The organism is Eudoraea chungangensis (genome assembly GCF_029360665.1).
Classification (GTDB): domain Bacteria; phylum Bacteroidota; class Bacteroidia; order Flavobacteriales; family Flavobacteriaceae; genus Eudoraea; species Eudoraea chungangensis.
In genome coordinates this window covers 789904-806236 of record NZ_JARDUB010000001.1, presented here as the reverse complement: position 1 = coordinate 806236, position 16333 = coordinate 789904, and the positions used below count along the sequence as shown (strand labels likewise).

Genomic DNA, 16333 nt, shown 5'->3' with positions numbered 1-16333 from the left:
CCAAATGAAGTCTAAATTAGTATACATATTGCTTTTTGTGTTTGCACTGACGGGGCTTAGTGCTCAGGAAGATAACCCGTTTATAACCTACGACGTGCCATCACAAAACTTATTAAAATTTAATAGATTTTTAATAAATCCTACTTTCTCTACTGTCCGAGAAGATTTGTCTTATGTTAATCTTCTGCATAGAAACCAGTCGGTATCTTTTGATGACAACAATCAACTATACTTTCTGAGTTATAGTGGTCGTGTGAATGACCGTTCTGGTGTTGGACTTAGTCTATATACGCAAAGAGAAGGGGTAGTCAGCAATTATGGTATACTAGCCAATTATGCCTACGGTGTAAAACTTAGCGATAAAAGCAACTTTACCTTTGGTGCCAATGTTTCTTATTACAGCTCAGGATTTGATGAAAGCAGGGCCAATCCAATTGAAATAGATCCCTTATTAGATGGTTTTCAAGACAGTTCCTTGCTATCCTTTCAGCCAGGTTTTAATTTATCTTATGGCCAGTTCGATTTTGGGATGTTCGCTGAGAATCTTTTTGACTATAACCTGAAAACAAGTGAGTCGATTACAGAATTCAAAGACAAAACCTTTTCTGGTCATTTACAATATACGCATCAGCTAAGAAACACCTCCGGTGTTCTGGAGAACTCTCGTCTAATGCCAATAGCCCGGGTTAGAATGCCTGGGCAGGAAGATATTGCCCTCGGTGGGAACATCATATTTGATCTGCCCAAACTAGGGTGGGTACAAGCTGGATATGACAGTTTTTACGGTGCCGCCGCAGGTGTGGGCTTTAACCTTGGTAAAAGGCTTTCTTTAGGATATACAATGGAGAAAGGTCTTGCAAATAACATTGATAACTTCGGTGTAACGCATGAAATTTCCTTTGCCTATTCTTTCACTCCAAACTTAACAGAAGACAGAGTTATGCTAGAAGATGACAGTGAAGATCTAGTTGCCGCCGTAGAGGAGGAAGAACAGGAAGATGAAGCTACCTCATTTAGCTCCAAAGACGAAGAAATTAAAGAGCTCAAACGGCGTTTGGCCGAAAACGACGCCATTCTTGCTGAAATGATTTTTAGACAAGATTCTATTGAGTCTAACAAAGAAAAGGATCTAGAAAGACGCTTTGAAATGGTTATGAGAATGGTAAGGGCAGAGACAAGTGGCAATCGTCCAGACATTGAAAACAAGGCACAACAGATGTATCTTATTAACAATGACAAAACAGCACTTGCTGAAAATACACCTAAGCCTAGAACCGTTGAGCCAAACAACAATCTACCCAACCCCATTGCAGCCACAAGAACAACTATTTCAAAAACCAAAAACACCAGCTATACAGAGAAAACTATACCACTTGACGCATTTCTTCAAGAAGCAAAAAAGAACAAAGTTAAGGGTCAGAAGTTCAGAGACCTAGACGGTGTGCAAGACGGTTACTATATCGTAGCAAATGTCTATAAAGGCAAGCACTATTTAAACAAGTTTGTTGATAAACTCAATAATGAAGGTCTTAATGCCGACTATATTGAAAACGATAAAAATGGTCTTAAATACGTCTATCTTGAACGTTATGATACTTGGAAAGAGGCTCTGGCAGCGCATAAATCCGGAATAAACGGCACCTATGACGGAGAGTTATGGGTAATGAATGTTGAAAATAGATATACGAACGAAGCCTATGCGGAGAATAGCAATAAGGTACGCGAAAAATCTTCAAAATACGACTCTAATGTTCTCCAGAAAAACGTTGTTGTAAAAGACAAGCTTGTCTCTAACCAAGACGAAGTTCGAAATATAAAAGGTGGACCATCCGGTTACTATATTATAGCTAACGTCTTTGCGAATGCTAAAAATGCCAATCGGTTTGTTCGTCTCTTAAACACTCAGGGGTTGAGCGCCAGCTATTTTATTAATCCCAAAAACAACTATCGGTATGTTTATTTAAAACGGCATGAGTCCTGGACAAATGCGTTGATATCATACTACTCCAAACTAAATGACGCATACGACGACAAGATGTGGATAATGCGTGTTACACCAAACTTAATTACCTAATGAACCAAAAGAACTCTAGAAAAAACCTACTTAAGTTTTTTTTCCTATTTCTCTTAGTTGGATGTCACTTCTGGGCCTCTTCCCAAGAAGCAGTTCCCTTCACCCCAAGATTAAATGGTGGTAATATTGAAATACGTGGAGATATAATTTTTGTTGGAAACAATATCCTAAACCGCGCAAGTGAAACCAACCCAGGACAAGCCAATACTCCCTATAATGGTACTCAGAATAACAATTCTCTGTGGATGGAGTATATTGATATTGATGGAGATCCTTCAACCTTTAGTTCCAGTAGTGCCGAATTAACCCTTAATGACCCTAACTGTTCCCAGGTACGTTATGCGGGTCTATATTGGGCTGCCACCTATCCTAATGAAAGAAGTACCAATGGCAGTCAACCTTTTAGTGGTACGCCTAGAATTGAAGATTGGAATAATATTAAATTTAGAATCCCAGGAGGAAGCTATGTTGACTTAACCGCCGATACAAATGCCGATCCAGTAGGCGATGAGGACGATATTATATTTGACGGATACGACTATACAAACATCAATAATTCCTTTAAGGACTCTCCTTATATCTGCTATAAAAATGTAACAGATCTTGTAAGAACTAACGCTGATCCATCCGGAGAATACACAGTGGCAAATGTAAGGGCCACCAAAGGAAGACGAAATGGTTCTAGTTCCGCAGGATGGGTTCTGGTGGTTATTTATGAAAACCCTACAGAAACTGGAAAGTTTATTTCTACCTTCGACGGATACGCCGGATTGTCCGGATCCGTTGGTTCCGTGGATGTAGCCGTTAATGGTTTTAGAACTTTACCCCCTCCTTTTCCAGTGCGGGCACGAATTGGAGTGGGTGCTTTAGAAGGAGATCGACGTATAAGAAATGATAGATTTAGGTTTAGAGCCGATTTGTCTGCGGGTGGCTTTGTAGAGATGTCTACCGGGCTTAACCCCAACAATAACTTTTTTAATTCTACAATAACTACCAATGGTGCAGAAGTATCTACCAGAACTCCCTTTGGCACGAATACTTTAGGAACTGATTTAGATCTATTTAATTTAAACAACCCTCTAAACTCAGTGCTTCCAAACGATGAATCTGGTGCAACTCTGCGCTTTACATCTACCGGAGATGGATACGGCGCTTTCTTAGCTACCTTCTCCGTTGAAATTATTGAGCCAGATATTATCTTGGAAAAAAAAGTAGAGGATATTGCGGGAAATGATATTACCGGCCTTGGGGTAAATTTGGGCCAAACCTTGGAATATGTACTTTCCTTTAGAAACTTGGGAAATGATGATGCAGATAGCTATTCCATACGGGACGTACTGCCTACAAACGTTACCCTAGATGAAACAAATATGGTGCTTCCTCCGGGCGTTACGTACTCTTTTGACGCCCCAACCCAAGCAGTTACCTTTAATATTCCTAATAATCTCGTAGAAATAGGAGATCCTGTCTCCGCTATTCGCATGCGTGTGCGGGTGGCTGAAAATTGTTTTGACTTTGTAGATGCCTGTACCGATTTAATTGAAAACATCGCCTTTTCAACTTACAATGGTGTTCTTAATAGCGCCATAATCACAGACGACCCCAGTGTTTCTGATTTTGATAATTGTGGTTTCGTTACTCCAGGCGCAACCAACTTTCTTCTGGATGATCTTAGCGACTGTAATTTTAACCGAACTGTACAACTTTGTGGTGATAATGTAGTCTTGGATGCTGGAGATAATTTTGACAGCTACGTTTGGGTAAGAGATGAGAATGGAAACGAAGAAATAGATCCCACAGACACTGTCCTGAATGATGGAGACCCTGATAATGATCCAAGTACGCAGATTGTTACTGATGTGGGCGTATATATTGTAGACAAAATTGTTGCAGATCCCTGTAAGGGCTTTAAAGAAATTATAACTGTTGAAAGATTTGGAACTACTCAGGTAAATCCAATTGCATCCCTAATTAATGATCTTACGAATAGTGTTGAAGGAGAAGTAGCGGTATGTCCAAACGATGGGGAACTCCTTCCCAAAATCTTCCTTTGTGGTCTGAATGATACGGAACTAGTACAAATTAACATTCCAGACGCAGATAGTATTGAATGGGAGCGTTTAGATGAAACAAGCTGTGCTGCCTCTTTAGATGATTGTGCCAATAAGGATTCTGGCTGTGGATGGAACAATGTTGGTTTCGGAAACAACTTTCTTGCCAGTGATGCTGGTGAATACAGGCTAATTATTAACTATCAGAATGGGTGTTTTACCAGGTTCTACTTCAATATATTCAAAAACCCTTTAGATCCTCAGTTTAACGTCACCGATTTAATCTGTCTTTCTCCCGGAAACATTACGGTAACAAATATGCCCGCCAATTATGAATTTCAATTATTAGATGCTACTACCGATGCTATTTTAGTTCCCTATAGTGCTAATAATGGTCCAAGTTTCACCATTTCCAGCAATGGGGCCTACTCCGTTGAAATGCGCCAACAAGGCGTACTTGATGGCTGTATTTTCCGATTAGAAGATATCGGTGTTCTTACCAGAGACTTTCAGTTGGATATCACCACAAAAGACACTGACTGTAATGGCTTAGGGGAAATAGCTATATCCGCTTTGGATGTGGAACCCCAATACTATTATGAAATTTCGCAAGGAGGAACCACTATTGACACTTTTGGCCCTTCTACCGATAACAATTATACGTTCTTTAACCTAAATGATGGGGTTTATGATGTACTGGTAACAACAGATGATGGTTGTTCTTTAACCCAACAGGTAACTATTAATGATGTTACAGATTTAGATGTAAATGCCGTCACCACAAAACCCATAGATTGTACCGATGGAATTATAACAGTAAGCGGGTCGGGAGGTTTTCCTAACCCCAATTATCTCTATGCCATATGGAGTTATAATGGTACGGATTTATACGCAAATGTATCCGACATTCCGGGCAGTGCTTTTCAAGACACTTCAGAGTTTTTCTTTAATGCTGCTCAGGCCGGAGATTATGAGTTTCTGGTTGTAGATGCTAACAACTGTACTTTCGTTTCTAATATTGCAACGATTGCTGTTGCGCCTTCTATTGAATATACTACCTCAGTGACTGATGAAACCTGTTTGGGTGGAGCAGACGGATCCTATGCTGTTAATGTTACTAATTTTAATGGTTATAGCGCTTCCTATGTATTAACATATCCAGATACAAGTACTGCTTCAAATGTTTCAGGAACCTTTACTGGATTAGGTCAGGGAAATTATAGTCTTACTATTACCCAATCAAATGGCACTGCTATTTGCGACTATGTTGAAACTTTTACTATTAGTGGCCCAGCAGATTCAGTTACCGCAAATGCAGTTCTAGTACAGGACTATTCCTGTTTGCAAGACGCTACTTTAGAGGCACAAAATATTGTTGGCGGTTCAGCTCCTTATGAGTTCAGTATTGACGGAGTGAACTTTGTTGCTGGTTTAGGTGCGGAAACTTTTCCTAATCTTACTAATGGTACTTATGCTATAACAGTAAGAGATGCTAATGGATGTGTTTTTGTAACCAATTCTGTGATAATTGATCCATTAAACCCTCCAACAGATCTAACTTTTTCTGCAACTGAACCAAACTGTCCCACACAAACCTCAGACGTAACCGCTACCGTAATTGGAGGAAATACACCCTTTAATTTTGAAATAATTGCTCCGGTATCTACTCCTGCTTCCTCGATTTCAGGGAACACTGCCGATTTTGATGGTTTAGCGCCAGACACCTACACTTATAGAGTCACAGATAATAAAGGTTGTGTGTATGAAGAGAGTTTTACTATTAACCCTGTTACGCCCATAAATACAACAGGGCAGCTAGCCACGAATGTAAGTTGTTTTAATGGCTCTGATGGGGCTATCTTATTCAACGTTAATGGTTTTAATACAACTTATGACTACAGTGTTACGGGTCCTCTAAACTTTAATGGTACCAATGAAACAAGTACTGCTATACCTTTTACAAACCTGCCTGCTGGTTCTTATGACATTACGGTAACGGATAATCAAACAAACTGCCAAGCTCTGGCCAACGTAGTCGTCGAAGAGCCTACTGTACCTTTGGCCATATCCTATACAGAAGTTCAGCCTAGCTGTACTACAGACGGTAGTGTATCCCTAAGTGCCTCTGACGGTTGGGGCAGTTATACGTATACACTTACATACCCCGATTTAACGACCTCTTTAAGCAATACAACAGGAAATTTCAACTCTTTAAACCAAGCAGGTACCTATAGCGCTAGTGTTACAGATGCAAATGGCTGCTCAATAACGGATACTTTTGTGCTTAATGCTGCCGTTTCCCCTGTTCTCGACGTAACTGCGAACGACTTATGCTACGACGCTTTAGTTGGCCTAACTCTTACTGCTTCCATTACTTCAGGCGGAGATGGAAATTTTCAATATCGAATAAATGGTGGCCCCTACGATGTTGCCAATGTTTTTGCTGGACTTGGTCCTGGAACCTATACCATTGACGTGTTAGATGGAAATAACTGTACGGATACCAGTACGATTACCATAAACCCGGAACTAAGTGTAAGTGCCAGTGCCCCAAATATTACTTCTTGCGGAACAGACTCTCAGGTAACCATTAATGCCGCTGGTGGAGATGGAACCTACGTCTATGCTATCGTTGCAGACGCTGTAGTTCCAGCTCCAGGAGATTTTGGAGCTTCAAACAACATTACCATAACCGGAACTGGTGATTACGATGTTTATGTTCGGGATAATAACGGAAATGCAGGATTTTGTGAAGCTGCTTTTGATATTAACATAGTTCAAGATGCGCCATTAAGCCTTGCAATTTCTAATACCCCTATTCTTTGTAGTGGATCTATGGAATCAACACTTACTATAGTACCGTCTGGCGGAGCTGCTCCTTTTCTTTTCAGTATAGATAATGGTGGCTCATACCAGTCATCACCAAGCTTTGTTAACCTTGCTGCAGGCAGCTATACTGCAAGAGTAAGAGATGCCAATAACTGTGAAATATCTCAGATATATACCATTTCTGAGCCCTTAGCCCTTACGGCTTCGGCAGCAGTAACGGAACTAATTGAATGTAATCCTTCTATAGGGGCTGAGGTAAGAATTACGAATGCCCAAGGGGGGAGTGGAACCTATGAATATAGCTTTGATGGAGGTACGTCTTTTGTGGCAAGTCCAATTGGTTTTCTGCTACCCGGAACACATACTTTATTTATTAGAGACAGCAACAACTGTACATATCCCATGGATGTAACCGTTGCTCCAGAACCAACACCTCCAGGCATCAGTCCCGTAATAACATACGCCTGTGATGGTGAAGGTAACATTACAATTACACCGGATAATCCAGGATATAATTATACGTATTCTATTGACGGCATGCCAAACACTCCCGCGACCTCTGCAATATTTACAGATGTAGCTGTAGGAAGCCATACCATTACAGCCGACTATATCATAAGTACTCCTCCTTCTCCTAGTAGTTTGTTATTAGAAGACTTTGGTGCTGGTCCAAATATAAGCATCACAGAAGTAGACCCTGCATATTGTTACGAACCACAAGATGGTTCTGTAAACTCATGCGGTTGGGCAATAAGTGATAGGATTCAAGATGGTGAATATTCGGTAACCCAGTTAATTGTTCGTCCATATGGGTCCTGGAGAAGCCCTAACGACCATTCTGCAGTGCCTAATGGTAGATTCTTGGCAATGAATGTAGGCGGAGCGGTTGGGCCTAATGGAATAATTTATGCTAAAAGAGATATTGAAGTCCTTCCCAATAGAGATATTACAATTTCACTGTGGGCATTTAACCTCTTACGAGTGGGCACTGGTGGAGCGGATCCAGATATTAATATACAGTTAGTGGATGGTGGCGGAACGGTCATTGCTAGCACCACAACTGGTAATATACCAAAAAATAATAATGCTAATGATTGGCAAAACTATACGGTTACATTAAATCCAGGAGCAATTAACAATCTGGACATTGTGATACGAACAAATTCTGCCGTAACAGGTGGAAATGATATTGCCATTGATGATATTGAGGCCTTTCAAATTCCTGAAGTATGTCCTTCTACCGTAAGTATTGACGTAGTAGTAGAGGATGGGAATGCTTTTGACGCCTCTATTACCTCCTTTGTAAACATTAGCTGCAACGGTCTTTCCGATGGAGAACTGACTTTTGATGTTGAAAACTTTGACGCCATTAACGGTTTTGAATATTCTGTAAATGGCGGTAGTTTCTCTGCTCCACAAACTGCTTCTCCCATTATCATTAGCGGACTTTCAGCTGGTGTTAATACCATTGAAGTAAGAGATGTATTGGATAACAGCTGTTCTGTTATACTTTCTGAAACCCTTTTAGAGCCTTCTCTTTTAGTGGCAAGTGCCCTAATTACGGAAGTAGCAACCTGTAGTAATGCAGGAGCAACGATTACCGCTTCCGCTATAGGAGGAACACCTTCTTATCAATATCAGTTAGAAGATACTTTGGGTGCAATACTAAGTGCATATAGTACAAATGCTGTCTTTACTGGTCTTCCTACAGGTGATTATATAATTAGGGTTTTAGACACAAATTCGTGTGAAGATCCTATTGATTCGGCAATAAGCGTTGTGGCTCCTCAGGCTATTACATTTACCTCTACACCTACGGCTTGCTATAGCGGTATCAATGATGCAAGTATACAAGTAGATGTTACCCTTGGAAATGGTGAATACCAATTTAGCTTAAATTCCGGGCCATGGTTAACGCCATCGCCGAGCAATGCTACAACTTACACCTTTAATGGCCTATCTGACGGCAATTACACCATAGATGTAAGAGATCAATTCGGCTGTGTAGGAATACAACAAAGCCTAACTATTCATCCAAATTTATCGGTAACCATTGATGTTATAGATATTAGTTCTTGTGCAGACGGAACTATTACCGCAAATGCCACAGGTGGTAACGGAGCTTATGAGTACGCCTTTGTGCCCACTGGAAATAGTCCGTCTAGCGCCTTCTCGACTACTAATACCTTTGCTGTATCTGCTGGAAATGAAGGAGACTTTGACGTTTATGTCCGAGACAATTCGGCCATAGTTCCTTTTTGCGAGAACATGCAGACGGTAAGTGTTTTACCTGCCAATCCATTGGTTTTCACAACTACACCAACCGATCCAGAATGTCATGATGGCACAGGTTCTATAGAGGTAACTATTACTGGTGGTGACGGTCCTTTTACTTATGAAATAATCGACTTAGACAATGGTGGTGCGTCTAACGAAACAAATAACAACATACTTTCTACCACAAGAAGCTATTTTAACCTATTGCCCGGAAACTATACGATTAACGTTACTGACGCTTTTGGATGTATGGTTTCGGACAGTCCTATTTTAATAAACAATCCTGACGAGCTAACTGCCGATATTAGTGGTGTATTGCCTGCTGCCTGCGGCAGTGTTGATCCAAATGACTATGGGTTTAGGTTTACGAACTATCCGACAACCTTGGGAACCATTGAATTTAGTGCGGATGGAGGTGCCACCTGGACAGGAGATAATAGTGCTCCAGGAACTAGTGATGTGCTTACCGGTTATTTCTCTGGAGTTAGTGTGTTTCCTTCCATGAGAACAGTTGACGGTCTAGGAAATACTGTTTGTCAGACCGATCTGCCCAGATACGTAATTCCTTATCCTCTTGACGACTTAGATATTACAATATCTACGGTTGTTGTTAACTGTAATGATTTACAGGTAACTGTGCAAGGAACACAAGGTGTGCCTAATTATGAATATGCCTATACAGATGATCCTTCCACATTTAATCCGCTTACTGCGGCTTGGACGGCGCCGGTGCCTTTAAGTCATACGTGGACAGCCCTTATACCTGGTAAGACTTACGTATTTTATGTAAGAGATTCAAGTGGTTGTATCAGGCAAAGTAATGTAAATGTAAATGACATTACCACCAATCCTATAGAAATTACGGCCAGCTATGAACCATCGTGTTTTGGATCCAATGATGCAGAAATTACCTACACGCTTACAGATACGGACGGAAATATAGAGCCTTCCATGCGATGGGAATTCTACAACGTTGCTACGGGCGCATTGGTTACAAGTAGTGGTGGGAATATACCGTATTCTCCAACTATTACTGTTAATGGTTTGGCGCCAGCAGAATACTATATCGTAGTTACTGAAGTAGATGCTCTAAATGTTGACAATTGTGTCTCTGGAAGTGAGAACATATTAATTGAAGAACTAGACCAAATTAATGCCAGCCTTAGTAAGGTTCAGGATATTACATGTAATGCGCCAGGAATAATTTCTGTAGACAATGTAATTGGTGGTGGCGGCATTTATACATATACAGTTACTGGTCCTGTTGGTTTTACAACGATTAGTAATACTCCTGATAATCCTATTGAAATCGCTGCCAATTCTCCTGCTGGGGATTACTTTGTTAGAGTAGAAGATCAATTCGGTTGTTTTAGTGATTTTGGCCCAATTAACCTATTGCTTTCCCCTAATCCTACAATAGATGCTATAGCCGTAGAGAACTGCTCCTCAGATCCTTCTTTGACAATAACAGCGAGTAGTACTGCAGCCCAAATACTATATTCCAATGATGGTGGCTTAAGCTACGCAGATAATGGAGGGGTCTTTACAAATGTTACACCAGGCACTTATAACATTTCAATAATTGATAGTAATGGGTGTTCAGATACTGCGGTAGTTGAAGTATACCCTGTACTTGAGGCAAGTGTGAACTTAACAAAGTTAATAGACTGTTCGCTTAGCCCTAATGGCGAAATAACTATTGAAGTAACGGCTGGGTCTAATGACTATGATTTCGAAATCGCAGGGCCTGTTAACGAGGCAAGAACTTCATTGACTGCAAATCCATTTGTATGGAATCTTGCAAGCGCCCCTGGAACTTATACAATAACTGTTTATGACAACAACACAAGTGGGCCAGAATGTAATAGAGTATTCACGGTAGAAGTTCCTGCTAGTATCACGCCAACTTTCACAGAAACGCATTTAGATGTTAGCTGTAATGGTGCCAATGACGGCTCAATTACCCTTACAGAAACAGACAACGGAATAAGCCCTTTGAGCTATACTATATTGCCAGTCGCAGGAACTTTTAACGCTGCAACCAACTCTTTTGAAAATCTTCCGCCAAATAATTATACTATTACGGCTACAGGAACCAATGGTTGTACATTTGATATTTCTGGAATTATCATAGGTGAGCCCGGGGTAATCACCTTACCAGCACCAACCATTGTAGAGTTTAGCTGTGTCTCTGGAAATAATAATAGCAATGCAACTATTAGCATAGACAATACCTTAATCAGCGGAGGAAGTGGTTCTTATGTGGTTTATGAATTTATAAACAATCAAGGAACCGCACCCTTAGGTGACGATGTAGTCTTACAGCTAGGGGGAAATTCCTCATATACGGAAACAAACCCCTTAGGAGGTAGCTATACAATTAATGTTTATGACTCCAATGGGTGTCTTGGTAGTACAACTGGTGTTATTTTACCTTATGATGAGCTTCTCACTGCCACTGCAGCTATTACAAACCCAATCAGTTGTAATCCAGGTTTAGATGGCGAAATATCAATAACTGCCACCTCCATCAATAACGATCCAACGCGATTTGAATACAGCATTGATAATGGCCTAAACTATCAGGCATCAAATGTATTCTCTGGTTTGGATATCGGCACTTACAATTTTATGGTCCGTCATTTAGATACGGGTTGTATCATAACAACTTCTGAGGTGTTAGAAGACCCAAACACTTTCAATATTGTTGTAGACAAGTTACAAGATGTTATTTGTTTTGGAACTTCTACTGGGGAGGTTACGTTTGAACTTGTAGACGCTACTTATCCTGGTGGATTCGACTGGGAGGTATGGGACACCAATGGGACAGCAGTAAATATAGCAGATGATATTTCTATATTAACTGGAAATGAAGCTGGTAATGGGCCTAGCGCAGTGGTTAACCTGCCTGCGGGAAGCTATTATGTTGAGATAAGTCAAACCAATAATCCAAGTTGTGTTAATATAGAAGCCTTCAGTATTAACGGACCAAGCCAGGCAATTACTGCTAACGTCAACCTGAGTGATATTACTTGTTTAGGTAACGATGGTATTCTTGAAGTAATTGATGCCGCTGGTGGATGGGGAGGCTATTCTTATTATGTCGGAGTTGTCAGTCCTACTGGCCCTGGAGACTACTTGGTGTCTCCCAGGTTTGAAAATCTGACTGCCGGAACATATGAAGCTTGGGTAATTGACCAAAATGGTTGTGAACAATTAGTTCAAAATGGCATTGTCTTGGCTGATCCTGCTCCTATTACAGCAAGTCTGCAGGTAAATCAAGAGAATTGTACCAATTTAGAAGGCGAATTAGAAGTTGTTGGAACTACAGGAGGGCAGAATGCCAACTATAGTTATCAGCTTATCAAAGATTCAACGCCATTTGGTGCGCCACAGACTACCACAGTATTTACAGGACTCGGTGCTGGTTCCTATGAAGTAGTAATAACGGACCAATGGGCCTGTACTGCTACTATCGGGCCAGAAGTACTTTATGAAGAAATGAACTTGGTGAGTACTTTAGTAAAGCCACTAGATTGTACTATCAATCCAGATGGGGAAATTACAATTACGGTAACTGGAGGCTCCTTAAATCTAGACTATACTGTGACCTATCCTGATGGCATTACAACCAGCAGCAACAATTCTGGTGTCTTTGTTGGGCTAGATCAGGCAGGCCTTTATGATTTTGTAGTTACAGATTTAGACACTACAAATCCCGTTTGTACCAAAACAATCTCAACCGAATTAATTGCACCATCAATCGTTGCTTTTGATCCGCACGACATTGTAGATGTTTCCTGTAATGGTCTAAGTGATGGCAGCATATCCATTGTGCTTAGTGCATCAACTCCAGGTACAAATGATAATCCAATATATCAATATAATCTATATGACAATCTCGGAGTGCTAATTGCCGGACCTCAGGCTAGTCCAACATTTAATGGCTTGTCTGCTGGGACTTATGAAGTAGAAGCAGTTTCGGCAAGAGGATGCTCTCTTAGGGAAGCAGTGACAGTGGGAGAACCTTTAGCTTTAGTTGTATCTGCAAACGCTACTGCATTTAGTTGTAGTCCAGCCAATGTGGTAAGCACTTCCACTCTTAGTGTTAGTGTAACTCCTGGAACTGGTACCGCTCCTTATTTATATAGTATTGACAATGTTAATTTCCAAAGCTCAAGCTCTTTTGAGGTAGTCGATACTGGTGTTGTACAAAATATTACTGTCTATGTCAGCGACGCAAATGGCTGTACTGAAACAGACCTTGTTTCTATATCGCCTATTAATACATTTAGTGCGCTCGTATCTCAAAATATTGCCATAAGCTGTGCAAATCCAGAAGAGGTATTGATATCTGTAACAGATGATGGCAATCCTGGTAACACCTATACTTTTGAATTGCTTCCTTTAGCAAACCCTAACGGAACACTTACATCTAATCCTACAAACACGTCTGCAATATTTGATTTGTCCGCGGCTGGCAGTTATACTTTTAGGATTACAGATACAACAACCGGATGTTATGTCGATACGGCCCCTTATGAAATTTTGCCCTTTGATTTGATAACAGTAGCGTCGAACCCTGTGAGCCAAGTTAGCTGTTTTGGTGGTGCCGATGGCGCTTTAGAAATAACGATTTCAGGATATACAGGCGCTTATGATTATGAGGTGTTTGATGCCGCCGGAGTAACCACCGGAATAACGGGCTCGGCAAACACGAGTACCAATCCTTTAAGTATTATCGGACTTTCTGGGGGTAATTACTTTGTAAGGGTTAGACAAACAGCCAATCCATTGTGTGTAGAAGACTCTGATATAAGCACCATAATTTCTCCTGATATGCCGCTAACAGCCATTGTAAGCCCTCTGGCTAACGTAAGCTGTAGCAATGATCAGGGCGAAATAATAGTAACGCCATCAGGAGGGTATGGGCCTTACGACATTGTATTAACAAACAACACAACTACGCAGACATATACCGTTACTGGTGTAAATAGTAATGTATTTACTGGCTTGTCTGCCGGCAATTTTGATGTCGAAATTACAGATAATGGCGGTTGTATTATAAACGAAGTGGAAACATTGATTTTGCCGATGCCCATTACGGCTGGGATAACCGCTACGCCAACTAATTTAGTTTGTTTTGGTGATACAAATGCAAGCGTTTCTGCAATAAATACCCTTGGAGGAGAGGGTACGTATCAGTACCAACTGAATTACTATGATCCAACAGGAACCACAATTGACTTTAGTAGTGGTGGACAATTAAGTCCTACATTTGATAACTTAGGTGCTGGTGTTTACAGCATAACAATTTCAGACAACTGGAGCTGTGGCATAGAGACGGCACAAGTAACCATTACCGAACCCTCGGATGTGTCTAGCAATTTGATTCAGCTTTCTGGCTTAACCTGTATTGATCAGGCGGAATTAGAACTAAGTGCAACGGGGGGAACAGGACCTTATGAGTTTAGTCTGGATGGAACTTCATTTACAGCCTTTGATTTTGGAAATACGCATGTATTTACGGTCCCAGACGGCAATTATCAATATTATGTAAGAGATTCTTTCGGGTGTGAAGCATCTATTTCGAATCAAATATCTGTAGATCCGTTAATTCCGTTAACCATAAACTTAGATGAAACCGCTGCCATAATAAATTGTACCGGCGAAGCAACCGCTACCATTATTGCCGAAGCAAGAGGCGGGCTAGGTAATTACAGCTACGAACTATTTGGAGATGCTACGTTAACAAACCTCATCGCCGGGCCTCAAACTTCAAATACATTTAATATGTTGGCCAGTGGCAGTTACTTTATTAGAGTATCAAGCGGTGATTGTATTGAGGTCTCTACGGAAGTTATAATCACAGAGCCACTTCCCTTACAGGTTGTTCGGGAGGAGTTTACCGATGTTACTTGTGCGGGTCAAAACGATGGAACTATTACAGTAGAAGTATCTGGTGGTACTGGTACCATTCAGTACGCTATTAGCCCTTTCTTAAATCAATTTGATACAGAAAATACATTCGAAGACCTAGAACCGGGCGTTTATGACGTTATTGCCCAAGACGAAAGCGGATGTTTTATCCCATTCCAGTTTACAATAATTGAGCCTAGTCCTTTAGCTGCTACCTTTACTGCGCTTCCAGAAGTGTGTATAGGCAATGAAGATGGGGAGATTCAATTAACAATTTCTGGGGGAACAGCACCTTATAGCACGGCGTTTAATTCAAATAGTGCGTCTGACTACATTTTAGACCAGGTACAATTTAATAATCTTGCAGCCGGCACCTATGTTATATTCATACAGGACGCCATGGGTTGTGAAACTAATGTTATTGTTGAAATTGAGCCCGGCGTAAATATAAATGCCCTAGTTGAGCCTATCTATGAGTGTACCGACAATTTTCTTGAGAACAGCCTGGAAATTACGCTCGAAGATCCTACTGTTCTTGGCTCAGTAATGTATGCTTTAGATTCAACTGATCCTGCTGATATGGTCTTGGACCCAGATTTTAGCAATATTACTCCCGGGAATCATTATCTGGCAATTGCACACGCTAATGGATGTGTTCTAACTATCGATTTTGAAATTCAAGACTTTGAACCCCTTACTATTAGCCTTGAGCAACAAAATCTGAACGAAATAACGGCCATAGCAACCGGTGGTTTGGAAGATTATACCTTCTATTTTGATGGGGTCGATAATGGAAATGACAATACCTACTATATCAATAGAACAGATACTTATACGGTTATAGTGGTAGATGAGAATGGATGTGAAACGTCTGCAGAGATATTTATGGAATTTATAGATATCGAGATTCCGAATTTCTTTACCCCAGACGGCGATGGCCTAAATGATACTTGGGTCCCTCGTAATATTGAACAGTTCCCAGAAATACTAACCGTCGTATTTGATCGTTATGGTAGAGAGGTCTATAGGATGGGTTATGGAGATGCTGGATGGAATGGATTATACCAAGGATCAGAACTCCCAACAGGAGATTATTGGTATGTGATAAAACTCAAAGGAGAAGTAGATGACAGAGAATTTGTTGGCCATTTCACCTTATATAGATAGCGAACTTAACCTAAAA

The 16333-nt window shown here is 40.7% G+C and carries 2 protein-coding genes; both read left to right on the top strand.

Annotation, left to right across the window (positions count from 1 at the left end; all coding sequences use genetic code 11):
• The first annotated feature begins 4 nt into the window (after window positions 1-4).
• Window positions 5-2074, top strand: a complete 2070-nt coding sequence (locus tag PXG98_RS03555) for a PorP/SprF family type IX secretion system membrane protein (RefSeq protein ID WP_276389031.1) — start codon at window positions 5-7, stop codon at window positions 2072-2074.
• Window positions 2074-16317, top strand: a complete 14244-nt coding sequence (locus PXG98_RS03550; RefSeq protein WP_276389030.1) for a T9SS type B sorting domain-containing protein — start codon at window positions 2074-2076, stop codon at window positions 16315-16317. The genes PXG98_RS03555 and PXG98_RS03550 overlap by 1 nt, the downstream gene beginning before the upstream one ends.
• The last annotated feature ends 16 nt before the right edge of the window (window positions 16318-16333 follow it).

What these genes read in the sequence shown, in the direction of transcription:
- PXG98_RS03550 (WP_276389030.1), top strand. Translation starts at nt 2,074, where the DNA reads ATGAACCAAAAGAACTCTAGAAAAAACCTACTTAAGTTTTTTTTCCTA.
- PXG98_RS03555 (WP_276389031.1), top strand. Translation starts at nt 5, where the DNA reads ATGAAGTCTAAATTAGTATACATATTGCTTTTTGTGTTTGCACTGACG.